This is a genomic window from Mycobacterium sp. NGS11, assembly GCF_059813315.1.
The window spans coordinates 1-25,510 of the sequence record NZ_JCALEJ010000020.1 but is presented as its reverse complement, the minus strand read 5'-3'; the positions used below and the strand labels follow the sequence as shown (position 1 = coordinate 25,510).

Here is a 25,510-nt window from a genome sequence, read left to right as displayed (position 1 = left end):
GTGACCGCTGCCCATGTCAACGGCCGCGCCCTGTGTCGCGGCGTGCACGCAGAAAGCGACGATCCCATGACCAACAACACCAACAATGTCGTGCCCCTGAAATCCCTGAAAACCCTCGCCCCGCGCAGCACGCGGCCCTTGACCCTGGTGCAAGGGCGGCACAGCGCCGGACAGTGCCCACCCGCAGCGGGCAACTACCAGCAGCCCAACGCTCTGGTGGGCAACACCCCCGTGTTGCGCATCTCCGCGCCGCTGACCAGCGCCGACCGCGGATTTTGGGCCAAACTCGAAGGAGCCAATCCCGGCGGCAGCATGAAAGACCGCCCCGCCCTGCACATGGTCGAACGCGCCCGGGCCCGCGGTGAGCTGCGCCCGGGAGGCCACATCGTGGAATCCACCAGCGGATCCCTTGGACTCGGGTTGGCGCTGGCCGGCATGGCGTATCGCCACCCGGTCACCGTGGTCACCGACCCCGGCATGGAACCCATCGTGCAAAACATGCTGCGCGCCTACGGCGCCCAAGTCGATCTGGTGACCCAGCCGCACCCGGTCGGGGGCTGGCAACAGGCCCGCAAAGACCGCGTCGCCCAGCTGCTGGCCGCTGACCCCCAGGCGTGGTCCCCCAACCAATACGCCAACCCCGACAACGTCGAGGCCTACCGGCCGCTAGCACTCGAGCTGCTCGACCAGCTCGGACAGGTTGACGTGCTGGTGTGCTCGGTGGGCACCGGCGGCCACTCGGCCGGGGTGGCAAAAGTACTGCGCGAAGCCAACCCCGACCTGCAGGTAATCGGGGTCGACACCATCGGCTCCACCATCTTCGGCCAACCCGCAGCCACCCGGCTAATGCGCGGGCTGGGCTCCAGCATCTACCCCCGCAACGTCGACTACCCAACATTTACCGAGGTGCACTGGGTCGCCCCCGCCGAAGCCGTATGGGCCGCGCGCGCCCTGGCCGCCACCCACCACGCCACCGGCGGCTGGAGCGTGGGCGCAGTCGGATTGGTCGCCGGCTGGGCCGCACGCACCATGCCCGCCCACACCACCATCGCCGCGGTCTTCCCCGACGGCCCACAACGCTACTTCGACACCATCTACAACGACGACTACTGCCGCACCCACGGCCTGCTCGACCACCTCCCCCCGCACGAGCCGGCCATCATCGAGGACCCGACCCAACAAGTCGTACAGTCCTGGACCCGCTGCACCACCATCATCAACCCCACCGGAACACCGCAATGAAGGCGTTCATCACACAGTTCCGCAGCTTCGAGCGACCCGCCCGCACCGTCAGGGGGCAGCGCTGGGGCGAGGATCGGGTCGCGGTCCCGTCGAGCCCCGCGCTGAACCTGGTGTCGGCTGCCCCCGAGCCGCGCACGCTGGTGGGGATCCTCTACGAAACCGCGTCCCGGTATCCCGACGCGCCCGCGCTCGACGATGGCGCCGTGGTGCTGACGTATCGCGAGCTGATCGCCGACGTCGAAGACAGAGTGGCGTGGTTGGCGGCCGGCGGGATTGGCCGCGGTGACCGGGTCGGAATCCGCATGCCGTCGGGCAGCAATGCGTTGTATGTCGCGATCTTGGCCACATTGGCCGCCGGTGGGGCTTATGTGCCGGTGGATGCCGAGGATCCCGCCGAGCGCGCCGATCTGGTTTTCACCGAGGCGGGCGTGGTGGCGGTGATCACCGAGCATGGGCTGATCAGTGGTCCCGGCTCGTCGCGGGGCCGGCGGGCCGGCGCGCCGCTCAGCGGCGACGATGCCTGGATCATCTTTACCTCCGGGTCGACCGGAACCCCGAAGGGTGTTGCCGTCACCCACCGCAGTGCGGCGGCGTTCGTGGACGCGGAGGCGCAGATATTCCTGCAGCACAACCCGATTGGACCAGGCGATCGGGTGCTGGCGGGGTTGTCGGTGGCCTTCGACGCCTCCTGCGAAGAGATGTGGCTGGCCTGGCGGCACGGCGCGTGCCTGGTGCCGGCACCGCGGTCGCTGGTACGCGCCGGCGCGGATTTGGGGCCCTGGCTGGTGGCCCGCGCGGTCACGGTGGTCTCGACGGTGCCGACGCTGGCCGCGCTGTGGCCGCCCGAGGCGTTCGCGGCGGTCCGGCTGCTGATCGTGGGCGGCGAGGCTTGTCCGCCCGAGCTGGCCGAGCGGCTGGCGGTCGCGGGGCGGGAAGTGTGGAACACCTACGGCCCCACCGAGGCCACGGTGGTGGCCTGCGCGGCCCGGCTGACCGGTCGAGGGCCCGTGCGCATCGGGGCGCCGCTGCCCGGCTGGGATCTGGCGGTCGTCGACCGCGACGGCCAACCGGTGCGGTACGGCGAGGTGGGTGAGCTGGTGATCGCCGGTGTCGGGTTGGGGCGCTACCTCGATGTGAAGCTGGACGCCGAGCGGTTTGCGCCGCTGCCCAGCCTGGGCTGGGACCGCGCCTACCGCAGTGGTGACCTGGTGCGACTGGAGCTAGACGGGCTGGTTTTCGTCGGCCGGGCTGATGACCAGGTCAAGGTCGGGGGTCGGCGCATCGAGCTGGGCGAGGTGGAATCCGCGCTGTCACATCTGCCCGGTATCAACGCTGCGGCGGCCGCGGTGCGCCGCACGGCCGGCGGCGTCGAGTTGCTGGTCGGCTACATCGTGAGCATCGACCCGGCGTTCGATGTGACGGCCGCGCGAACGGCGCTGCGGCGAACGCTGCCCGCCGCGCTGGTGCCGCGGCTGGTGCTGGTCAACCAATTGCCCACCCGCACGTCGGGCAAGGTCGACCGGGACGCGCTGCCGTGGCCGGTTACCGACATGGCGGACGAATCACCAGATCTGGGCGGGACGATGGGCTGGCTGGCCGGCCTGTGGCGCCAGGTGCTGGGCGCTGCCGTCGACGGCCCGGACGCCGACTTCTTCGCCCTTGGTGGTGAATCGTTGTCGGCGGCTCAGTTGGTGGTTGCGTTGCGGCAGCGCTATCCGCAGGTGACGATATCCCAGCTGTATGACCACCCCCGCCTGTCGTCTTTGGCCGGTTTTCTCGACGGACTCGATCCGCCGGTGCGCGTCGCGCCGCGCGCGGTGTGCCCGACGCCGCGGTCAACACAGGTCACGCAGGTGTTGCTATCGCTGCCGCTGGCGACGCTGACCGGCATGCAGTGGGTGACGTGGTTGGCACTGGCCAGCAACGTTGCCGCGGCGCTGCGCCCGCTGCCGTGGCTGGTCACAGTCGACTGGTGGTGGATCATCGCTGGCTTTGTGCTGTTCATCAGCCCGCCAGGGCGGGTAGGCATCGCGGTCCTCGGGGCGCGACTGCTGCTATCGCGTTTGCGGCCAGGCACCTACCGGCGCGGGGGATCCGAGCACCTGCGGGTGTGGTTCGCCGAACGCCTCGCGGAGGCCAGCAGGGTGGAAACCCTCCTCGGCACGCCGTGGTTGGCCTGCTATGCCCGCGCGCTGGGCAACACAATCGGCACGGGCGTGGACCTGCACGCCATGCCGCCGGTGAGCGGGATGCTCACGCTGGGCGACCGCAGCGCGATCGAGCCGGAGGTCGATCTGGCCGGGCATTGGGTCGATGGCGACCTGTTTCACATCGGCCGGATTGCGATCGGTAACGACGCGATTGTCGGCGCGCGGACCGGCTTGCTGCCCGGCGCATCGGTGGGCGACACCGCCCAGATCGCCCCGGGTTCCAGCGTCCTCGGCGCGGTGGGAAATGGCCAGTACTGGGCGGGTTCGCCGGCGGTAATGTCCGGTAGGGCCCGTCACCGGGGGCCGCGGCGCCGCCCGCACCGCGCGCCGCTGTGGGGGGCGGTGTTCGGGCTCACGCCGGCGCTTCTCGGCGCGCTGCCGCTGCTGGCCGATTTCACGGGCCTCGCGGTGCTGGCCTGGGGGGTGCGCGAGAGCCGTACACTGCTCGACGCGATCGTGCCGGCGGTGTCCTGGACGCCGGTGGCCGTGGCCGCGGCGCTGACGGTGTACGCGGCGCTGACCGTGTTGGGCGTTCGGGTGCTGTCGCTGGGGTTGGGTGAGGGTTACCACCCGGTGCGCAGCCGGGCTGGGTGGCAGCTGTGGGCCACCGGGCGGTTGGTGACCACGGCGCGTACTCACCTGTTCCCGCTGTATGCCGGCATGCTCACGCCCGGCTGGTTGCGGCTGCTCGGGGCCCAGGTGGGCCGCGGCACCGAAATCTCCACGGCGCTGCTGACGCCGAAGTTCACCGTCGTCGCCGACGGCGCCTTTCTGGCCGACAACGTCATGGTGGCGTCCTACGAGCTGGGCGGCGGGTGGATCCACGTAGCTACCGCCACCATCGGCAACCGCGCGTTCCTCGGCAATTCCAGCATCACTCAGCCGGGCCGCCTGGTGCCCGACGGCGGACTGGTCGCGGTGCTGTCGTTGGCCCCGGACAAGGCCACGACGAGGTCGTCGTGGCTGGGCAGCCCGCCGGTGCGGTTGCGCCGCCGGCCGGCCGAGGCGGATGCGGGCCGCACCTATCATCCGTCGCTGCGGCTGCGGTTGATGCGGGCCGTTGTCGAAACCGTCCGGCTGATTCCCTTGATGGTGAGTTTCGCCATCGGTGTCGGCGTCGTAGACGCATTGCAGTGGCTGGCAAGTGAATTCGGCTACGGGTGGGCGGCGCTGGGCAGCGGTGTCGTGCTGCTAGCGGCCGGCGCGATCGCCGGCGGCGCCGCGGTGGCGGCGAAGTGGCTCTTGGTCGGCCGCATCCGGGTCACCGAGCGGCCGCTGTGGTCGTCGTTCGTGTGGCGCAACGAGGTGGTTGAGGTCTTCATCGAGACGGTGTCCGCGCCGTGGTTCGCGCGGGCCGCTAGCGGCACGCCGGTGTTGAACCTTTGGTTGCGTGCGCTGGGCGCATCGATCGGCCGCGGCGTCTGGTGTGAAACGTACTGGCTTCCCGAGGCCGACCTGGTGACGTTGGGCGTCGGCGCCACCGTCAACCGCGGCTCTGTAGTGCAAACGCATGTGTTTCACGACCGGATCATGCGCACCGGCAGCGTCGTCCTGGAATCGGGAGCCACGCTGGGCCCGCACAGTGTGGCGCTGCCGGGGGCCCGGCTGGGGGCCGGCGCCACCGTCGGACCCTCATCGCTGGTCATGCGCGGCGACCACGTGCCGCCCTCGGCCCGCTGGCAGGGAAACCCGGTCGCCCCGTGGATTTGCCACAAGACACGCCCCAGCCGTGCGGCTGGCAGCCAAACCGAGAAGATCGCCGCGTGAAGGATGTGCCAAACAGCTAAAGGGCCGCGACGCGCCCGGATCCACCCGTACCTGGCCGGCCCGACACCGGAAACCTCGGCTCACCAGTGTTGTGCGGTGGGCATCGACCTGCGACATAAGGTCGCGATCAACCGGCCGTCGGTACCCCAATTACTGCGGTCGCGCGGGGTACCCCGGGCGCCCATACCGTTGTACCCTGTAGGGGTACCGGGTACATCGGTGTATGGACGGGAACGGACATGATGTCTCGACCATGGGCGGCGCGCCCTAGCAGCGGCAGGGTACTGCTTGTTGGCCGAACTACCGCCACCGCGCTACGCGCCTGCCCGCGGTCAGTAATGTCCGCTTCACCGCCGGACGCACTACTATCGCGCCATCGGATGAAGAGTGACGGGTGCAGAGCGTCACAGAGCCATGCTGTCATTGCCATGATGGCGATCGCCGTGCCATTGGCGATGCTGCTGGGCATCATGGCCCCGTGCGGGCTGGCGCGGTCCGACTCTTTGCCACTGCACCAGCCGCGATCGGTGCTTAAGTTGCCCGGCGCTGAACACCTAGGCAGCGTTAGCCAGCCAGACGCGGTCAACGGTCCCTCGAATGCGTGTACCCAAACCTTCCCGGACGCGGTATTACCCCAGTCGCCCGCTAGCGCGGTCGCAATGTTGGGGGCAGTCACGGTAGTGGTCACCGTCGCGGGGTGGCGGATGCCACGTGTGGCGCCGGCCGAGCGGGACCCACCGCGTGGGCCGGTCGCTTTTCCCACCGGTCAAGAACTCTTGACACGGTTCTGTCTTTCTCGTCGCTGAGCGGTCGGCGTCAGGCCGTTGGGCTACGCCGCGGCCGGTGACCGCTGCACCACGCTAACCCGCGTCGCGGCTATATGCCGAAGCGACGATCAAAAAACCGGGCCAACGTGGCTGCTCATCGGGCATTCGCACGCGCTACAAACCCGCGCTGCCGGATAGATAGTCGCTGGGCCGATTACCAGGGGTGGGCCACACCCGGCTGTTGATTACCCGTTTCTCACCACCCCTCCGCTTAGTCAACCGAATCTAAAGCCCCCCAATGAGACTCATATAGGCCTTCACAACATCTTGGAAAGGAAAGCCCATGTCTTTCGTAACGACACAACCCGAACTGCTGGTGGCGGCGGCCGGTGAGTTGGCAGGTATCGGGTCGGCGATGCGCACCGGAAATGCGGCTGCCGCCGCCCCGACCACGGGATTGGTTCCCGCCGCTGCCGATGAGATATCGGCGCTGACAGCGGCGCAGTTCGCCGCGCACGCGAGCCTGTATCAGGCGGTCAGCGCGCACGCCTCGGCGGTTCATGACCAGTTCGTGGGCGCGATGGGGGCCAGTGCCGGTTCCTATGCGACGGCTGAGGCCGCCAACGCGACCGCAGCCAGCTAAGGAGCACACAGCGATGGACTTCGGTGCGTTACCGCCGGAGATCAACTCGGCCAGAATGTATTTCGGTCCCGGCTCGGGTCCGATGCTGGCCGCTGCGGCGGGCTGGGATGGGCTGGCTGCCGACTTGTACTCCGCGGCAACGTCCTACAGCTCGGTGATCTCGGGGCTGGCCGGCGGGCCGTGGCTGGGGCCGGCGTCCGCATCGATGGCGGCCGCGGCTGCAACCTTTGGGGCATGGATGACCGCCACCGCCGCCCAGGCCGAGCAGACCGCCGCACAGGCCAGGGCCGCCGCAGCGGCCTATGAGGCGGCGTTTGCGATGACGGTGCCGCCCCCGGTGATCGCGGCAAACCGGGCCCTGTTGATGTCGCTGATCGCCACGAACATCCTTGGGCAAAACACCCCGGCGATCGCGGCCACCGAAGCACAATACGGCGAGATGTGGGCCCAGGACGCCGCCGCCATGTATGGCTACGCCGGCTCCTCGGCGGCGGCGTCGACCTTGTCGCCGTTCACCCCGCCACAGCCCACCACCAACCCCGCCGGGCTGGCCGGGCAGGGCGCCGCGGTCGCCCAGGCCACCGGCACCTCGGCCAGCACGAACACCCAGGCGGTGCTGTCGCAGGTGACCTCCGCGGTGCCCACTGCGCTGCAGCAACTCTCCTCTCCCCTGTCGTCCACCTCGACCACGTCGTCGCTGTCCTCGTTGAGCTCGTCGCTGAGCCCGCTGAGCACCGGCATGTCGATGACCAGTTCGGTGGGGTGGATCTCGAGTTCGCTGCTGTCGAACGCGAACCAGGTGAAGAATCTGATGCCGGCCGTCGGTGCGGCCAGTACTGCAGCGGCGGGATCGGGCCTGACGGGCGGACTCGCTTCGGGGCTGACCGCCGGGCTCGGTTCGGGCGCGCTGGGATCGACAGGCTCAACAGGACTCCGTGGAGCGGCCGTGTCGGCGGGTATGGGCCGGGCGGCCTCAATCGGGGCGTTGTTGGTGCCGCAGACTTGGGCCGCGGCAGCCCCGGCGATTAGCCCTACCTCCATGGCGCTGCCCAGCACCAGCCTGGCCGTCACCCCAGCAGCCACGGCAGCTGGATCAGGCAGCCTGCTCGGCGCGCCGCTGGCCGGTATGGCCGGGCAGAACCAAAGCACAGCCAGCATTGCGGACAACCGCTTCATGCCCCGCCTCACGGTGGTGCCGCGCTCGCCGACCGTCGGATAACAGGAAGGAGGAACGATCGATGTAATTCAGATCGGCGGCTACGCCGGTCCTCATCGCAACCATCACAACATGAAATCGAGTAGGGAGATACCGATGACCACACGTTTCATGACTGATCCGAACGAAATGCGCGCTATGGCAGGCCGTTTCGATGTGCACGCTCAAACCGTCGAGGACGAAGCCCGCAAGATGTGGGCGTCCAGCCAAAATATCGCCGGAGCCGGCTGGAGCGGGACCGCCCAGGTTACCTCCTACGACACCATGGGCCAGATGAACACCGCGTTTCGCAACATCGTCACCATGCTGCACGGGGTGCGCGACGGCCTGATCCGCGACGCCAACGATTACGAGGCCCAAGAGCAAGCCTCGCAGCAGATCTTGAGCAGCTAGGAGAACCACCATGACGATCAATTACCAGTTCGGCGACGTCGACGCCCACGGCGCGCTGATCCGCGCCCAGGCCGCCTCGCTGGAGGCCGAGCATCAAGCCATCATCCGCGATGTCCTTGCCGCCGGCGACTTTTGGGGCGGCGCCGGCTCGGTGGCCTGCCAGCAGTTCATCACCGCGCTGGGGCGCAACTTCCAGGTCATCTACGAACAAGCAGGCGCCCACGGCCAAAAGGTGCAAACCGCCGGCAACAACATGGCCAGCACCGACACCGCCGTCGGCACCAGCTGGGCCTAAACAGGTAACTCGAGGCCAGCAGGTTGTCGACAGCCATCGCCACGAGCATTGTGCCTAGACTCGGTGTAATGGCGCGCCACGCAAGCCAAAAGTGGTTTCCCGGAAGTTGAGGACGGTCAGTCGAACAGACCGTGCATGAAGCCGAGACCTAGGCAGCCGATATGTCAATCGCCGCCGTCATGGTCGTGATGGCCGTGGTGCTCGAAGTGGCCGGCCGCCAACGGGTAGCTCTGTGAGAGCGGGTAACCCTGCTGGGCTAGGCTGGGGTCTGCGGGACGCGGGTTGCTGGTAGTTGCGCTCTCTACTTCATACTGCCGTTCGGGTAACGCGCGCCGCTGTCGTCGCAATCGGCCGCGCTGTCGAAGTTCGCTGTGCTGCACCGGGACTCAGAGGGTGAGCCGCTAGGTTAGCGGCGGCTTCTCCTGGATGTCGATGGCCTACGCTGATGCCGAAAGGGGTGCGAATTGCCCATCGCCGGTTATTCTGACGACACCCGATTCACGTTCCGGTCCGGCGTCACCTGCCTGATCACACCCGCCGGCGCCGTGCTGTTGAGCCCGCCGCACAGTCAGAAGCTACCCCACCTGACCGCTGCTCGCCTGCAGGCGCTGAGGACCCTGAACGCGGGCCCCGCGACTGTCTTAGAGCTAACCGATCCGGCCGAACGCAGCGACGTCGACGGCCTGATCGGCGATCTGGTCGCCGGCGGCTGGCTGAGCGTGACGGTCCGCGACGGCGGCAACGACCTGTACTGCATCCAGCCGTTCGGGCAGCCGTCGTCACCATCGGGCGCGCCAGCCTCGCCGGTGTTGTCGAAGTTCGCTGTGCTGCACCGTGATTCCGGCGGGTTAGTGCTTGAGCACCCGTTGAGCTGGTGCGATGTGCGCATCAACGATCCGCGTCTGCTCGCCGTGCTCGGCGGTTCGATGACGGTGGCCGGCCTGCCGCCCGCGGTCGCTTCGCGATTCGTCGACGACCTGTGCTGGGCCGGGATGTTGCTCGGCGGCGGCGCCGAGGATGACTTCGATGCACTCTCCTGGAGTGCCCCGGATCTGTGGTTCCACCGCCGCAGCACCCTCGGGGAACGCATCGTGACGTGGGAACATTTCGGCCCGACCAAGTGGGCCAAAGACCGTTTCCCTCAACCGTCGGCACACAGACCGGATTACCCGGGCACCCCGATTACGCTTGCAGTCCCCGACCTGGCCGCGATACGCGCCAAAGATCCGCCATTGACGGCTGTTCTCGAAGACCGAGTTTCGACACGGGCATTTGACGATGCTCGCCCGCTCAGCATCGACCAACTCGCCGAACTGCTGTATCGCACGGCGCGCACTCGACAGATCCAGCCGGTAGGGCCGACCGAGGAACTGCTGTCCCGTCCGTATCCGTCTGGCGGCGGCGTCTACGAACTCGAGGTGTATCCGGTGGTGCGCCATGTTAGCGGACTCGAAGCGGGCATGTATCACTACGATTCGTTCGAGCACCTGCTGCGTCCGGTGGCGGCCGCGGATTCGAAAACGGTTGCGCGCCTGATCAAACCGGCGGCGGCAACGCTGGCCGGGGGGGCCGAGCCGCAGGTGCTGTTGGTCATCGCCGCGCGCTGTGGTCGGGTGATGTGGACCTACGAGCAGATCGGCTACGCCCTGATCCTCAAAGATGTTGGCGTCCTGATGCAGACGATCTATCTCGCCGCCACGGCGATGGGCCTGGGCGTTTGCGCCCAGGGATTCGGTGACACCGCCGCGTTCGTCGCGGCCACCGGCGTCGACGAACGTCAGGAGAGCAGCGTCGGCAGCATCGTCATCGGCTCACCGACATCAACTTGATCAGCCCTCGGCCAGCACCTCTTCGTCGGTTAGCGCCGCAATTTCGAGGTAGTGGCGCGCGATCAAGCCAAGACGCTCCTGCGTGCCCCGCTGGATTTCACGCTGGCTCAACCGTTCTGCCAATCCGGCAACCGTCCGGGTGGCGAACAGGTCAGCGACCACGGCGTGGTCTACGTCGAGCCAGTCACGAATTCGGGCGATGACGGCGGTGGCGAGCACCGAGTCGCCGCCCAGGGCGAAGAAGTCTTGGTGTGCACCCACAGATTCGACGCCGAGCACCTCGGCGACAATCGCGGCCAGCGCGGCATGAATGTCATTGCTCGGTGCCTCGTCCTGAGGCGGCAGGGCTTCCGAGTGCAGCAGCGCGATCACGGCCCTACGATCCAGTTTTGCGTTCGCGGTCAGCGGAATCCGATCAAGTGACACGATGCGGGTCGGCACCATGTAGCTCGGCACGAGTGCCGCGACCTTGGCAGTAAGCTCGCTCGTCTCGCCGACCACAGCGGCCACCAGATGCGGCGCGTTGGTCCCAACCACCACCGCGACAGCATGACGCACCCCGGGCACCGAGCGCAGTGCGCTTTCCACCTCACCGAGTTCGACCCGATATCCGCGGATCTGCACCTGATTGTCAGCGCGGCCCAGGAATTCGACGGTGCCGTCGGGCCAGTACCGGGCCATGTCACCGGTGCGGTACCAACGGATCCCGTCATAGTCGACGAAACGCTGCGCGGTGCGGTCCGGGTCGTTTCGGTAACCGGCGGCGACACCGCCGCCACCGACCCACAATTCGCCAGGTACCCAGTCCGGGCAGTCGCGCCCGGACGGCGACACGACGCGACAGCGCACATTGCGCAGTGGGGCGCCGAACGGCACTGTCGCCCAGTGCGCCGGCGGACCGTCGGGCACTTCGCAAATCGTGCTGTGGATCGCGGTCTCGGTGGCGCCGCCAAGACCGGCGAAACGGCAGCCGGGTACCTGCCGGGCCAAACGGCGCGCGAGATCAGCACCGACCCAGTCCCCGCCCAGAATGACGGCACGCAACGAGTCACCCAAGCGGTCGCCACCTGCCTCCAGGATCATATCCAAAAGGCTGGGCACACAATTGAGGATCGAAACCCGGTGCTGGCGGAGCAGTTCCACCCAGGCGGTGGGCGACTCGCGCTGTCCAGCATCGACGGCCAGAACCGACGCACCCACCGAGAACATTCCGAAGATGTCGTAGACCGACAGGTCGAATTCGAGAGCGGACAGGGCCAGCGCGCGATCATCGCCATCGACAGCGAACCAAGCATTGAGCGCATCGATGGTGTTCATCGCTGCGCTGTGCGGCACCTCGACACCCTTGGGCACGCCCGTCGATCCGGAGGTGAAGAGCAGATAGGCGATGGCGGCGGTATCGGGGTAGACCGGCGTGGGCAGCGGTTGCGCGAAACCGGCCGCGGTTTCGATAGGCAGACAAGCAATCTGCGTACCGATGTCCGCGCCGGCGCGGGTCAGTGCCGCGGTGACCCTGGCGGTTTCGATGATCTTGGCGCGCCGGGCCGGCGGCTGGTCGAACCCGATCGGCACATAGGTCGCCCCCGCCGCCAGGACCCCAAGTACGGCCAGGATCTGTTCGCGTCCCTTGGGTAACTGGATGGTGACCGCGTCCCCTGGTCGCACACCGTGGGCATGCAAGGCGCCGCCGACGGCCAGTGCCGACGCGGCGAGCTCCCGGTACGTCCAGCAGCCGGCGCCTTCGCCGCATCCCCACAGCACCGCCGGCGCGTCCGGGGTGGCCGCCGCGTTGTCGAAAAAACCCTGGTGCAGGCACCGCCCGGTTACCGGTCCGTCGGTGGCGTTGACAGCGGCCCGGACCCGGGCCTGATCGACGGGCAAGCGTGCTGCCGCCGGGGCATCCCAGCCATCATCACCGGCAGCGAGGCGTTCGACAGCTTCGATGAATCGTGCGAACATGGCGTCGATCAGGCCCGGGGGAAATGCCGTCTCGCGGACATCCCAGTTCAGTAGCAAGCCGCCGCGCATTTCGGTGACCTGCGCGTCGAGCAACACCTGGGGCCCCTGTGAGACGATCCACACCGGCTCGCCGAAGGTGTCGATCACGGTGTCGGAGAACAGCTCACCGAGATCCAGGGCGCTGGTGAATACGACTGGCGCCAGCACCGGCTCGCCACGCAGGCGACCCATGTCACGGAGCACCTCCAGCCCGGAATATGCGGCGTGTCCCCCACTCTCGTACATGCCGCATTGTAGGGCGCGGGATCGATCGGCAACACTCATATCGGTGCTGACGTCGACGGCGAGCATGATCGACGAAGTGAAATCGCCGATGACCCGGTCGATGTCGGGATGGAGCGGTTCACGGTGGAACAGCGGAACATTCAGCAGAAAAGTATCCTGTGTGGACCAGCCGCCGATGGTGTCTGCGAAGACGGCGGCCACTGCCATGGCGGGGGTGATCCCGCGGGCATGTGCCCCCTCGATCAGCCGTTGTTTGGCATCGGGGTCTAGCCAGTAGTCGTGGCGGACCGTGCGGTCGGGCGTGCCGCGCTGCCCGGCCGCAACGGTCGGCAATTCGGGTGGGCCGGGCAGTTCGGGCAGCCTCTGTTGCCACCAGGCGCGATCCCGGTCGTGTGCGGACCTGTCGGGGTGTTGTTCGGTGCGGTAACGCCGGTAGCTGTAGCTAGGCGTCGGTAGGGCGGATCCGCGGTACAGCTCGGCCAAATCGGAGACGAGCACGCGGTAGCTCATCGCGTCGCCGGCCAGCATGTCGACGTCCAGGTGCAGCCGGGTGCGGCCCTCGTACAAGCTCAGGGTGATGTCGATGACCTGACCGTCCTCGACCCGCAGCCGCTGATGTGTTTTCGTGTCCCGTAGCTGCGCCAAGGCCGCCGCAGCGGCGTCGGCGTCGCGTCCGCGCAAGTCGACTACGGTGAACACCTGCCGGCCCGGCGTCGGCATAATCTGCTGCGTGCCATCTGCCAGGAACCGGGCACGCAGCATCGGGTGTGCAGCGACCAGCGCGGCCACCGCATGCTCCAAACGATCCGGATCCACTCCGCTACCGTCGAATTCGACGTAGAGGTGGGCCGCCACACCGCCAAGTTCCTGTTCGTCCGCGCGCCCGATCCAGTAGGCGTGTTGCATATCGGCCAGCGGAAAAGGCGCATCGTCGTCCTCGGCAACGACGCGCCCGGCTACCTGGGCCTGCGTGGGAGTTTCCAGCCCCTGCGCACAGAGCAGACCGTGCCACGATTCAACGGTGGGGCTGGCCGCCAGTTGAGCGAAGGTGATATCAGCTCCGCGTTTGCGCCACCCGCCGGCCAGCGCCATCATGCGAATCGAGTTCAGGCCCATCTGAATCAAGTTCTCATCGTCGGCCAGGTCCGCGGCCGCACAGCCGAGATGGTCGGCGACCAAGGCCTTGATGTCGTCTCTGCTGATCCCCATCCCGTTCCTTTCTGTGCCGGCTGTCACGCCGAGTCCATCCGTCGGGCACCAGCCAACACGGCGATGCTGCACTGCCACAGGTCGATCAACCGGTCGATGTCGGAGGCCGTGAACAGCGCGTCGCTCCACAGCCAGGTGGTCATCAGTTGGGGACCGTCGGTCGTGGACCGAATCCATGCGCTGGTGTACAGCGCGAATCGCAGCGGTAGGTCGGGTTCGGGATCGATTGGCAGACCCTCGGATTCGAACTCGCTCAGCAGCGACCATGGTTGCTCCGTGACGCCGCTGACGTCCAACCGGCCCATGTAACTGAACATGATCTGCGGCTCGGACGCTTGCGCCAACTCGGGGACGCGGTTGACGTACCGCAGCAGACCGTAGTCCAGGCCGTCGTACGGAATCGTTGCGAGGTAGGACGCCACCGAGTTGAGCAGCGCCCTGGCCGCACCCGGATCTGCTTGGGCCGCCTCGATATCCACCGCATGTCTGCCCGAACCCAGCCGTACCGGGAATGCGGACGTGAACCAGCCGACGGTGCCGGTGGTGTCGGCTTCTAGCACCGCATCGGCGCGACCGTGACCGTCCAGCGCAATCAGGGTGCCGGCCGACGGGTCCTGCGCGCGCTCGCGTCGCCAACTCGCCACCGTCATCGCCGTTGCTGCCAGCAAGAACTCGCGGATGCCCTCAGCGCGGGTGAGGGTGGCCAAGATCTGGGCCGTGACCTCAACGGAGGTAAGCACCGGCGCATTGTGCAGTGTGGACCAGGTGTCGCGGGTCGGGTCAGGATGCCGCTCGCCGAGGGGCGGGTCCGGGTCGCGGACTTGAGCGATCCAGTAATCGCGCTGTGCACTGACGTCGGGCGTGGCGGCCCGTTGCCACATCAGTTGGGACCAGTGCCGGTAGGACGTGAACTCCGGCAGCGCCTTTGGTGTCGCACCGGCTGTCAGCGAACGCCACGACTCAGCGAGGTCGGTGAGGATGATCTGCCAGGACACCACGTCCACCACCAGGTGGTGCACGCTCAGCAGCAGCGCGGGCCGGCCGTCGGTGCCGAGCAGCCAGGCTGCGCGCACCATGGCCCCTGCGGTGGGGTCGATCTCGTCAATGATCAGCCGTGCGGCAACCGATATCGGTCCGTCGACCGCACGAACGATATCGGCGGCTGCGACCACACCGGGTTCGCGGGTCACCAGGCGGGGGCCGTCGGCGGTGTCCACCAGAATCGAGCGCAGGGCCTCATGCCCGTCGAGCAGCAGCTGCAGCATCAGCTCGATCGACGAGCGGTCGACGTCGTCGGGCAGCCGGATCAGCACGCTGTTGCTGAAGCGGCGGTAGTTGCCATGCTCGAACAGCCAGGACACCATCGGTAGCGGCAGTACCTCGCCGTAGCCGACGTCCTCGATCGGGCCGGCATGGGCGGCCGTGTCGATGGCCGCGGCGAGGCATCGAATCGTGGACGCAGTGAATACCATGCGTGGGCTGACCGTGAGGCCTCGCGCACGCGCCTTGTGTACCAAGGAGATCGCGACGATGCTGTCCATCCCGATCTCGAAGAAATCGTCGTCGATATCGGGGATGGTGCCATTGAATTGCTCGGCGAAGATCTCGCGCAGCGATCTCTCGGTGTCGGTACACGCCTGGGCGGTGGTGTTCCCCACCTCCAGTGCGTCGAGAGCCAGGCGCTCCAGGGCCGGGCCGTCCAGCTTGCCGTTGGCGTTCACCGGCAGCCGCGACAACGAGACGATGCGGGCGGGAACCATGTAGGCGGGAAGCTGTTCGGCCACGGCGGCCCGCAGCCGGGCCGGGTTGTCGTCGGTGCGCCAGACTACGGCGCCGACCAGGCTGACCCCGCCTGCGCGCGGCACAACGCACACCGCCGCGTCCTGCACCTCGGGCCGGCCGCGCAGCGCGGCCTCGATCTCACCGATCTCGATCCGGTAGCCGCGAATCTTCACCTGGGTGTCGGCGCGGCCCACGTAGGCGTACCCGCCGTGGGGCAGCTGCCGCACCAGATCACCGGTGCGGTACATGCGTTGGCCGGGCCGAAACGGGTCGGCGACGAAGCGTTCGGCCGTCATGCCCGCCCTGCCCAGGTAGCCGCGAGTCAGTTGTGCACCGGATAGATAAAGCTCCCCGACCACACCGGTGGGCACTTTGCGCAGCGCCGAATCCAGCACGTAACCGGCTGTTCCGGCGTTCGGCGTCCCGATCGTGGGAGCCGCGTACCGTCTGACTGGGGCTACCACCGCTTCGACCGTCGTCTCGGTGGGCCCGTAGCAGTTGTAGACCGCGGTCGATGACAATGTACCCAGCCGTTCCCACAGTGCGGCGTCGATGGCCTCGCCCCCCAGGGCCAGCACCGTCAGCGGGTGATCCGCCAATCCGGCGGCGTCGAGCTGGACGAACATCGTTGGGGTGGTATCGATCATGTCGACGCCATGAGCGATGATGCCGTTCACCAGCTGCTCGGTGTCGCGCATTTCCTCGGCGTTGAACAGGTGCAGACTGTGCCCGTCGAGCAGTCCCACCATGGGCTGCCAGGATGCGTCGAAACCGAACGACCAGGCGTGCGCGACACGCAGTGGCCGGCCCAGCCGCGCCGCGGCGTCGCGGTAGACACGGTCGCGGTGGTCGGCGAAATAGCTGAGCAGCGCGGCGTGGGTGCCGATCACACCTTTGGGTTCGCCGGTCGAGCCGGAGGTGAAGATCACATACGCGGCCTGATCGGCGTGACGGGCGACGTCCGGCAGCGATGCGGCACCCTCAACCGGGTCGTCGATGACCAGGGTGCGCCACTGCCCGGCCGGCGGCGAGTAGCCGTGCTCGGTGATGACGACGGTCGGATGGGCCTGGTGCAGCATGGATTCGATGCGGGGCGCCGGCATCGTGATATCGATCGGGAGGTAGGCGCCGCCGGCGGCGAACACCGCCAAGATGGCGGCGACAGTGCGCGCTGAGCGCGGCAGCGCCAGCGCCACCACCGTTTCCGGCCCGACGCCGTAGCCGGCCAGCACCGAGGCCAGCCTGCACGCCTGCGCATGCAGTTCGGCGTAGGTGTAGCGCTCATCGCTGCTGGTGGTCAGCGCCACGGCATCGGGCGTCGCCTCGGCCTGCCGCTCAAACACCTCCCACACAGTGACCTCCGGAACCGGGACCACCGGCATAGCAGCGGATTCGGCGCGCTCTGCCGCGGTGCTGACGTCAAGTGCCCTCGGTCCGGCGTCGCCGATATCGGGGAGTTGACGCAGCAGCCCGGTGAGTCGCTCACAAATGTCGGCCGGCGACAGGTGAGGCAGCGCCTCGCGGATCATCTCGACCAGTACCACCAGCGCATCGTCGATCAGGTGTGACACCACGGTCAGCGGGTAGTGGGTCAGGCTTTCCATCTCGATCGGGTGAAAGCTGGCGCCGTCGGGCGCGGTCACGGTGCGGATGGCGTCGCCGATGGGCGCGTTCTCGAAGACGAACAGCGTGTCGAACATCGGCCCGTGGCCATGCTCGCGCTGCAGCTGCGACAGGCTGAGATAGCCGATGTCACGCATCGCCGAGGATTGCCGCTGCAGTTGCACGCATTGCTCGAGCACCGAGACGCTGTCGCTGATCTGGTGTATCACCGGCACGGTGTTGATGAACAGCCCCACCATGGTCTCGATGCCTGCAAGCTGTTCGGGACGGCCGGAGACGACCGTCCCGAACACCACGTCTCGGCGGTCGGCGAGCCGGCCGAGCAGCACCGACCAGGCGAACAGCACCGCGGTGTTGAGGGTGAAACCGTTGGTAGCGGCCCACTGCCGCAGCCGTGCGGTGTCAGCGGCCGACATCAGCATCTGTGCGGTCTGCGGGACCCCCGGGCCCGCCGCGGCACTCGGCTCGGCCAGCATCAGCGGACCGGACGCCCCCTTAAGGTATTCAACCCATCTCGCGATGGCCGTGGCGTTGTCCTGTTTGGCAAGCCAGACGATGTAGTCGCGGTACAGCGGTGCCGGCGCCAATCCGTCCAGCGATCCCCCGGCGCGGTATACGCTCAGCATCTCGGTGAAGAACACCGCCAGCGCCCACCCGTCCACCAGAATGTGGTGGACGGTCAGGATCATTCGCCGCCGGGTCTGCCCGGGCACCGTCAGCAGCACGACGCGCAGCGCCGGGCCTCGGCTCAAGTCGAATGGCAGCCGCCGCTGCGACCGTGCGATCGCCTCGAATTCCTCGGGAGCGGCGATCCTTTCGGACCAGGGCAGTTCGGCGTGCGTCGGCACGACCTGCACGGGCTTGGGCACATCACGGTCCCAGAACGCGGCGCGCAGGTTCGGGTGGCGGTCCAGCAGGGCTTGAGCGCTGCGGCGCAGCAGAGGCACGTCGAGGGGGCCGTCGATGTCGACGATGAACTGCATGGTGTAGAGGTCGACGTCGTCGTCGGCCAGCCGGTGCAGCGCGAACAGTCCCTCCTGTAGAGGACTCAGCGCAAGGACATCTTCGATCTGTGCGGTCACGACTGTTGCTGCCAGGATGCGGTGAGCGATGCCAGGGCGTCGGCGTCCAGGCCCGACGCGCTCATCGGCGTGTAGCCCTGCTCCGCCGGCACGTGCGTCGGCTGTGATGTGGTGTCCGCGGCCCGATCGACCGCGGCGGCCAGCTCACCAATCGTCATGTGTTCGAACACCATGGCGGGGGTGAAGACCCGGCCCTGTGCGCCGGCCTGTGCGGACCATTTGATGGAGATGATGCTGTCCCCGCCGAGGGCGAAGAAGTTGTCGTCGCGGTCGACGTCGGTGATCTCCAGCAGTTCCTCCAGCAGGCGGATCAGGATCCGTTCGGTTTCAACCGAACCCGCGGCGGCCCGTTGCGGCGATCCAGCGGCGGGCGGCGTGGGCGGGGCCAGCAGCGCAGCCAACTGATCCTCGGGGAGCACCGCCAGTTCGGCAACCGGGCGGTCCGGGGTTTCGGCGAACCCATCGAGCACGGCGCGTAGCGCGTCGGCGATCAGCCCCACGGTGGCCGCCTCATACAGGTCGGCGTTGGCGACGACCCGCACCTCCAGTTCTCCAGTCGCGGTCACATTCATGCCAATGTCGAGGTCCAGCAGCGCGATATCAAAATCGATCGGACGCGGCACCACGGTGGTTTCGCCCGTTCCGGTGAGGTCGCGCGGTTGCAGCCCCCAGTCCGGGCCCCGGAAGTGAACCATGTGCTGGAACAACGGGTTTCGAGACAACGACCGCGGGGGGTTGATCGCCTCGACCAGACGCTCAATGGGCAGCTCCTGGTGGGCCACCGCGTCGAGCACCGTGTCGCGGCCGCGACGCAGCACCGTGCGCAGGCTCGGGGTGCCGGTCAGATCGTTGCGTAGCACCACCACATTGGCGAACAGTCCCACCAGGTTCGCGGTGGCGGCGTCGACACGGGAGGCGACCGTGCTGCCCACCGCCAGCTCGGTACCCGCCCCGAGTTTGTGCAGCAGCACCGCGACCGCGGCCTGATACACCATGAACTCGGAGGCGCCGGTGTCCTCGGCGAGCTGAACCAGGCTGGTGCGCCGGTCCGCGGCGACCGTGAAATGCACGCTGCGGCCCCGCTTTCCGATGACCGCCGGACGTGGGTGATCGTTGGCGACGCAGGTTTCGTCGGGCAGGCCGGCCAGGGCGGCACGCCAATGCGCGACCTGAGCCTGGCCCCAGATGCCGGCAGCGTCGAAGGCGCTGCGCTGCCACAGCGCGTAGTCGGCGAACTGGATGGGCAATGCCGCCCACCGCGACGCGCACCCGTCACGCCGGGCCCGGTATGCGCTGACCAGGTCGTCGAAGATGACACCCAACGAGGTGTGGTCGCTGACGATGTGGTGGACGTTCAGGAACAGCACATGGGCGGTCGAGTCGATGACCAGCAAGGTAGCGCGGAGCAGCGGTGCAGACTCCGGCACCATGATCTCCCGGCGCAGCCGGTCCATCGCGTCGTCGACCATGTCGGCACTGACCGCCTCGACGGCCAGCTCAATTGTCAGCTCCGGCACGACGACTTGATAGGGAACCCCGGCGTGTTCGATGAATCGGGTCCGCAGCGCCTCGTGCCGGGCGACGACGTCGTTGAGTGCCGCGGTCAGCAGCGCGGTGTCCAGCGGACCGTCGAAACGCAGTGCCAGCGGCAGATTGAAGCCGTCGTGCGGGCCTTCGAGCCGGTACTGGAACCACGCGGCCAGCTGCGAGCAGGACAGCGGCAGCCGGTCCGGGCGGGCAGACGCGACAAGGCCGGGGCGTTGCGGTTCGGCTGACTGCGGCGCAGTGTCGTCGAAGGGTTCTTCGGCATCCATCTCGTCGAGGTCGACGTCGAACTCGTCGCGGAACCGGTCGACCAGTGCGGCCGCCAGTCCGGCCGGTGTCGGGGTGTCGAACACCGCACGCACGGCCAGGTCGACGCCGAACTCCGCTCGAAGCTGCGCTACCAGCCGCGCCGCCAACAGCGAGTGGCCACCTAGCTCGAAGAACGAGTCGTCGGCGCCGACGCGGTCTTCGCCGAACAGTTGGGCGAAGATGTCACACATCCGCCGCTCGGTCGCGGTTGTCGGCGCACGGTAGCCACCGGCCGCGATCCGCGTCGTCGCGGGCAACGCCCGTTTGTCGAGCTTGCCTGCTGGGGTCAGCGGAATCGCGTCGAGTACCGCAAACGCGTTGGGCACCATGTAGTCCGGCAGCACTGACGCGGCATGCGCCCGGATCTCGTCGAGATCCAGTTCGGCGTCGGGCAGCAGGTAAGCCGCCAGCATCGGCCCGGTATCGGTGTCTTCGGCGACAACCAGACATTGCCGCACCGCCGGATGTGTGGTGATCGCCGCCTCGACCTCCCCGAGTTCGATCCTGAATCCGCGGACCTTGACCTGCTCATCGGCCCGGCCGACGAACTCCAGCTGCCCAGACAGGTCGCGGCGCACCAGATCTCCGGAACGGAACATCCGCATGCCCGGGTTGAACGGGTCGGCGACGAATCGCTCCGCGGTCATCGCCGGCCGCCCGAGGTATCCACGCGCCAGCTGAACACCGCCGAGATACAGTTCGCCGGCCACCTCGGCGGGCACCGGCTGCAGCTGGTCGTCCAACACGTAGGCGTAGACGTTGCGGTTGGGCACGCCGATGGGCACCACGCGGGAACCGCAGGAGCCCGAAACCGGCAAGTGGGTGGCACACACCACGGCTTCGGTGGGGCCGTAGTGATTGCGCAGTTCGGCGTCGAAGTGGCCGGTGAACCGGTCGGCCACCTCGCCGGGCAACGCTTCACCACCCACCGGCACGTGACGCAGCTGGCGCCACTGGGGCGCCGGCGGCAGGTCGAGCACAGCGCGCAGCGCCGAGGGCACCAGCTGTACGATGGTGACTCGGTGCCGGTCGATCAAGTCGGTGAGATAGCCGAAATCGCCTGCGCCACTGGGCTTGGGCACCACCAGCGTGGCCCCCAGCGACAAGGTCAGCAGCATCTCCGCCACCGACGCGTCGAAGCTCACCGACGCCGACTGCAGCAGCCGGTCCTCGGCGGTCATGCTCCACTGCGCGCCGAATCCCGCTAGGTGCTCAGCGATCGCGTGATGCGTGACCGCCACGCCTTTGGGCCGACCGGTGGAGCCGGAGGTATAGATGACGTAGGCCAGGTTGTCCGGACGCAGCGGCCGAATCCGGTCGGCATCGCTGACGGGGTCCTCCGGCAGCGCGGCGGCGGCCTGCTCGGCTGCCTCGAAGTCCGCTGCGCCGATGACGATGCGCGGGCCGCTGTCGGCGATCAGGTAGTCGATCCGCTCGGCCGGGTAGCCGGGGTCGATCGGCAGGTATGCCGCACCGGCTTTGAACACGGCGAGCATCGCGACGACGAATTCCACCGAGCCGGCCATCCGCAGGCCGACCACGTCCTCGGTGCCGATCCCCTGCCCGATCAGCCAGCGCGCCAAACGGTTCGCCCTGGCGTTCAGGTTGCGGTAGCTCAATTCCGCGTCATCGGAGACCACCGCGGTCGCCTCGGGAGTGGTGGCGGCCGAGTCGAGCAGCGCGACCACCGTGGTGGCGGGGGCGGCGACCAGCTCGCCGTGTGATTGCGTCAGCAGGCGGGCCCGCTCCTCGGCACCGAACAGGTCCAGGTCGGTTAGCCGATGCCCAGGCTCGCTCAGCGCGCTCTCCAGCAGACGAAGGTAGTGGGCGAGCATCTGGTCGACGAGTGAGGCACTGAGAACGTCGGTGTGGTACTCGAATTCGATGAGCTCAGCATCAGGTACTACTGCCAGAGACAGCGGAACCTGCGCACTGTCGGCACCCAGCTCGAGCTGGGTTGCCGCGATGTCGTTTAGCGTCAACCCGCTGGCGTCCTTGCGCATGCTGAAGCCGAGCCGGACCAAATCGCTGCCGTCCCGTCCGCCGTACCGGGACGGATTTGCTTCGCGGACAACCCGATCGATGCCCACCGACTGGTGAGCGAAGCCGTCGAGGCAGGTTTCGCGCACCTCGTCGACCAGCGAGGTGAAGGTGCGGTGTCCCGTGGGGGCGAGCCGCAGTAGCAGCGTGTTGCCGAAGTATCCGAGAGCGTTCTTGGCGGCGGCATTTCGGACGGTTACCGGCACCGACACCAGCAGATCCGACACACCGCTGTAGCGGCGCATCAGCGTCCCGAACGCCGCGAGCAAGACCATGAATGGTGTTGCGGAACGCTGTCGGGCGAACTCCTCGACCCGGCCGAGCAGCTCAGCGGGCAACGGGTGGGTGCGCCGCCGCGCCCGACGCGATGGGTGCAGGGCGGGTGGGCCAGGCAGCTGCAGCGGTTCGGGCAGTGGTTGCAGTGCGCGTCGCCAGTAGTCAATGGTGGCGTCGGTGGGCTCGACTGGGGCCTGCAGCACCTCCACGGCCACGAACTGCGGTGCCGGCCCGGTTCGCGGTTGGCCGTTGTAGGCCGCGCTGAGCTCGCCGAAGAACACCGCCCAGCAGTCGTCATCCCAGCAGATGTGATGCACGGTAAGCAGTAGGACGAATTCCTTTGCGCCGCAGCGCAGCAGGGTGACCCTTAGCGGCGGGTCCGCGGTCAGGTCGAAGGGCTGGCCGAATTCGCGCTGCGCGACCGTCTCAAGCGGGTCGGTGAGATCTTCTTCATGCCAGGCGATCTCGCCTTCGTCGCGGAACTCCTGATAGGGCTCGCCCGCAGAGTCCACACCGTAGGTCGTCCGCAGGATCGCGTGGCGGCCTACCACCTGGGTGAACGCGTCGCGCAGTCGCTGCGGATCGAGCAGCCCGCTCAACCGATAGGCGACGCAGATGTTCAACGTCGTATCGGCCGCATCCAACGCCTGCACAAACCACATCCGGCGCTGACCCGTCGAAAGGCGGTACCGCTCGCCCGCCCGGAGTGCCGGCAAGTTGTTCTCCGCCGGAGGCGTTCCCAGACCGCTGTTGGCGATGCGCTGTCGGAGCAGTTCCCGACGTCGTTCCTGCAGCGTCTTGGCTTGATCCGTCACCTGCGCGCAACCCCTTCAGTTCGACCGCCAGGGTTATGTTAGCCTTCGCTAAGTCGGCGTACGCGTCTGGGAGGCAAGGGTGCACAAACCGGACCTAGCTACCCATCGGGCGGTGCTGGATATCGACGGGGTGCTCAGTGAGTTCGTGCTGCGGCCGCTGGATCTGGATCGCGACGTTGACCTGATGCATTCCTGGATGAACGATCCAGAGGTCGCCCGGTTCTGGAATAAGCCCTGGTCGAAGGATCAGATCGCGTCCTACCTGCGCGAGCAGCAGGACTGCCCGCACTTAGACCCTTATCTGGGGATGCTGGAGGGGGTCGCGATGAGCTACTGGGAGCTCTACCGCGCCGACCTCGACTCGCTGGCCCAGCATTACCCAGCCCGTGACCACGACGCCGGGGTGCACATGCTTTTGGGGCCGGCCGAAAGCCGCGGGCAGGGGCTAGCCGTGGCGCTGTTACGGGCCGTCTCGGACTTTCAGCTCGAGATGGACCCGCGCGCGACCCGGGTGGTCGGCGAACCCGACCTGGAAAACATCCGCTGCATCCGAGTTGCCGAACGCGCCGGATTCCGGCACGTCACCGACCTCGACCTGCCGCACAAGCGGGCCGCGCTGCTGATCCGCGACCGCGAGCCGGAAGGTGAGGGCAGATGACGCGCACATTAGGCTGGGTTCGCCAGTTTCACCGACCGGAGTCACCCGAAAACCCGCTGCTACTGGTCTTTCCGCATGCCGGTTCCGGCGCATCCGCCTATCGCGAGTTCTCCAAGCGGCTCAGTACCCGGTTCAACGTGCTGGTGTTGCAGTACCCGGGGCGCCAGGATCGGGCGGCTGAGGCACCGTTGGACTCCCTGGCCGCGATGGCCGCCGGCGCGTTCGACGACTTCAACGCCTCGGAACACCGCCGCAGCGGCCCGATTACGGCCTTCGGTCACAGTATGGGCGCGCTGGTGGCGTTCGAGTTCGTCCGGGTCGCCGAAGCCATCGGGATCGAGGTGGGGGCACTGACCGCGTCTGCGGCCGTCGCCCCCTGCCAGGTGGCGGCCAAACCACTGCATCCCAGCTCCGACGAGGACATCCTCAGCCACCTGGCCACCCTGGAGGGCACCGACGCCGACGTCTTCGCGCACCGGGAGTTGATGCGGCTGACGTTGCCGGTCATCAAGGCCGATTACCGCGCGTTCGACGCCTACACCTGTTCAGACGCCGTCAAGATCGCCGCCCCGATCCACGCCATGGGCGGCGACCAGGATCCATTTGTCACCTTGGGTGATCTCTACGGCTGGGGCAAGCACTCCGAGAGCCTCAACGTCACCGTGTTCGACGGCGGGCACTTCTACCTCAACCAGCACCTCGACGCAGTCGCCGAATTGATGAGTAAGTGACGGATCCGGTCGTCATCTCCGGAATGGCGGTCGAGGCGCCCGGCGGCATCGCCAGCCCCGCCCAGTTGTGGGCAGCGCTGACCGAATCCCGGGAACTGCTCAGCGCATTACCCCGCGACCGCGGATGGCCAATCGACGAGTTGCTGTCGGCGCCCCAGCTCGACGGATGGGGGCAGGTCTGCGACGTCGGCGGATTCCTGGACGACTCAGCCCAATTCGATCCGGCGCTCTTCGGCATCACCCACCGCGAGGCGCTCGTGCTCAACCCCCAGCAGCGGGTGGCGATGCGCCTCGCGTGGCGGGTGCTGGAGAACTCCGGGATCAACCCCGGCACGGTTGCCGGCGCTGAGGCCGGCTGTTTCGTCGGAATGTCGCCGATGGAGTATGGCCCACGCGCCGCCACGGCCGACGCCTACAGCGGGCACCGGATCGCCAGCCTAGGACAATTGGGGGCAGCCGGGCGAATCTCGCACAGCCTGGGCCTGATCGGGCCGTCCATGTGCGTCGATTCGGCGTGCGCGTCCTCGCTTACCGCGCTGCAACTGGCGGCCAACGCCGTGCGCAACGACGAGTGCGACTGGGCGTTGGCAGGCGGTGCATGCGTCATGGGTTCTCCTGCCGCGTTCTTCGAGTTCGCCCGGCTCAACGCGCTATCCGACGACGGGCATTGCCGCGCCTACGCCGACGATGCGTCGGGCACGGTCTGGGGTGAGGGCGCAGGCATGGTTCTGGTCGAACACGAGACCCGCGCCCGGCAATTGGGGCATCCGATCTACGGGCGCATCCTGGCGGCGCGCACCAACCACAACGGCAAAGGCAAGCCGCTGTTGGTTC

At 67.7% G+C, this 25,510-nt stretch carries 14 protein-coding genes; 11 read left to right on the top strand and 3 right to left on the bottom strand.

Going from position 1 to position 25,510, the window contains the following annotated elements; genetic code table 11:
• The first annotated feature begins 66 nt into the window (after positions 1-66).
• The 8 genes from AC5Y4T_RS19495 (at position 67) to AC5Y4T_RS19460 (ending at position 10,362) form a co-directional block, all read left to right on the top strand.
• A complete protein-coding gene (locus AC5Y4T_RS19495) occupies positions 67-1,242 on the top strand; it encodes a PLP-dependent cysteine synthase family protein (RefSeq protein ID WP_031354457.1) in 1,176 nt (391 codons plus the stop codon).
• On the top strand, positions 1,239-5,219 hold the full coding sequence (locus AC5Y4T_RS19490) for a Pls/PosA family non-ribosomal peptide synthetase (protein ID WP_023870403.1): 3,981 nt from the start codon (positions 1,239-1,241) through the stop codon (positions 5,217-5,219). The genes AC5Y4T_RS19495 and AC5Y4T_RS19490 overlap by 4 nt, the downstream gene beginning before the upstream one ends.
• 239 nt (positions 5,220-5,458) lie before the next feature.
• Positions 5,459-6,025, top strand: coding sequence for a putative copper homeostasis (lipo)protein LpqS (gene lpqS / locus AC5Y4T_RS19485; RefSeq protein WP_455906775.1), 567 nt, complete (start codon positions 5,459-5,461; stop codon positions 6,023-6,025).
• A gap of 304 nt (positions 6,026-6,329) precedes the next feature.
• Positions 6,330-6,629 carry a PE family protein gene (locus AC5Y4T_RS19480; RefSeq protein ID WP_023870402.1) on the top strand — a complete coding sequence of 100 codons (300 nt, stop codon included), beginning with the start codon at positions 6,330-6,332 and terminating at the stop codon, positions 6,627-6,629.
• Positions 6,630-6,642: 13 nt separating this feature from the next.
• The gene (locus AC5Y4T_RS19475; RefSeq protein WP_023870401.1) at positions 6,643-7,848 is read left to right on the top strand and encodes a PPE family protein; all 1,206 of its coding nucleotides are present in this window, start codon (positions 6,643-6,645) and stop codon (positions 7,846-7,848) included.
• A 93-nt stretch (positions 7,849-7,941) separates the two neighbouring features.
• Entirely contained in the window at positions 7,942-8,238 is a 297-nt protein-coding gene (locus tag AC5Y4T_RS19470) for a WXG100 family type VII secretion target (protein WP_023870400.1), read from the top strand.
• 10 nt (positions 8,239-8,248) lie between these two features.
• Positions 8,249-8,533 (top strand): WXG100 family type VII secretion target, encoded by a 285-nt coding sequence (locus tag AC5Y4T_RS19465; RefSeq protein WP_044544466.1) that lies wholly within the window; start codon positions 8,249-8,251, stop codon positions 8,531-8,533.
• Positions 8,534-8,997: 464 nt separating this feature from the next.
• Positions 8,998-10,362, top strand: coding sequence for a SagB family peptide dehydrogenase (locus AC5Y4T_RS19460; RefSeq protein ID WP_044544465.1), 1,365 nt, complete (start codon positions 8,998-9,000; stop codon positions 10,360-10,362).
• On the opposite strand, the gene AC5Y4T_RS19455 is transcribed toward AC5Y4T_RS19460, so the two are convergent.
• From AC5Y4T_RS19455 to AC5Y4T_RS19445, 3 genes are read right to left on the bottom strand one after another with little or no spacing between them, the layout of a single operon-like run.
• Positions 10,363-13,815 carry a non-ribosomal peptide synthetase gene (locus AC5Y4T_RS19455; RefSeq protein WP_084024006.1) on the bottom strand — a complete coding sequence of 1,151 codons (3,453 nt, stop codon included), beginning with the start codon at positions 13,813-13,815 and terminating at the stop codon, positions 10,363-10,365.
• 23 nt (positions 13,816-13,838) lie between these two features.
• The gene (locus tag AC5Y4T_RS19450) at positions 13,839-18,317 is read right to left on the bottom strand and encodes a non-ribosomal peptide synthetase (RefSeq protein WP_031354455.1); all 4,479 of its coding nucleotides are present in this window, start codon (positions 18,315-18,317) and stop codon (positions 13,839-13,841) included.
• Positions 18,299-23,287 carry a non-ribosomal peptide synthetase gene (locus AC5Y4T_RS19445; protein ID WP_095663119.1) on the bottom strand — a complete coding sequence of 1,663 codons (4,989 nt, stop codon included), beginning with the start codon at positions 23,285-23,287 and terminating at the stop codon, positions 18,299-18,301. Before AC5Y4T_RS19445 ends, AC5Y4T_RS19450 begins: the two co-directional genes overlap by 19 nt.
• 79 nt (positions 23,288-23,366) lie before the next feature.
• On the opposite strand from AC5Y4T_RS19445, the gene AC5Y4T_RS19440 reads away from it, so the two are divergent.
• The 3 genes from AC5Y4T_RS19440 to AC5Y4T_RS19430 form a co-directional block, all read left to right on the top strand.
• A complete protein-coding gene (locus tag AC5Y4T_RS19440; RefSeq protein WP_232518790.1) occupies positions 23,367-23,945 on the top strand; it encodes a GNAT family N-acetyltransferase in 579 nt (192 codons plus the stop codon).
• Complete coding sequence (locus AC5Y4T_RS19435; protein ID WP_023870397.1) at positions 23,942-24,676, top strand: thioesterase II family protein; 735 nt, start codon at positions 23,942-23,944, stop codon at positions 24,674-24,676. The genes AC5Y4T_RS19440 and AC5Y4T_RS19435 overlap by 4 nt, the downstream gene beginning before the upstream one ends.
• Before the next feature lie 23 nt (positions 24,677-24,699).
• Positions 24,700-25,510, top strand: an 811-nt coding sequence (locus AC5Y4T_RS19430; RefSeq protein ID WP_499954968.1) for a beta-ketoacyl [acyl carrier protein] synthase domain-containing protein, incomplete at its 3' end; no start/stop codon positions are given.

Coding starts and splice junctions, on each gene's coding strand:
- AC5Y4T_RS19495 (WP_031354457.1), top strand. CDS start 67: ATGACCAACAACACCAACAATGTCGTGCCCCTGAAATCCCTGAAAACC.
- AC5Y4T_RS19490 (WP_023870403.1), top strand. CDS start 1,239: ATGAAGGCGTTCATCACACAGTTCCGCAGCTTCGAGCGACCCGCCCGC.
- lpqS (WP_455906775.1), top strand. CDS start 5,459: ATGATGTCTCGACCATGGGCGGCGCGCCCTAGCAGCGGCAGGGTACTG.
- AC5Y4T_RS19480 (WP_023870402.1), top strand. CDS start 6,330: ATGTCTTTCGTAACGACACAACCCGAACTGCTGGTGGCGGCGGCCGGT.
- AC5Y4T_RS19475 (WP_023870401.1), top strand. CDS start 6,643: ATGGACTTCGGTGCGTTACCGCCGGAGATCAACTCGGCCAGAATGTAT.
- AC5Y4T_RS19470 (WP_023870400.1), top strand. CDS start 7,942: ATGACCACACGTTTCATGACTGATCCGAACGAAATGCGCGCTATGGCA.
- AC5Y4T_RS19465 (WP_044544466.1), top strand. CDS start 8,249: ATGACGATCAATTACCAGTTCGGCGACGTCGACGCCCACGGCGCGCTG.
- AC5Y4T_RS19455 (WP_084024006.1), bottom strand. CDS start 13,815: ATGGGGATCAGCAGAGACGACATCAAGGCCTTGGTCGCCGACCATCTC.
- AC5Y4T_RS19435 (WP_023870397.1), top strand. CDS start 23,942: ATGACGCGCACATTAGGCTGGGTTCGCCAGTTTCACCGACCGGAGTCA.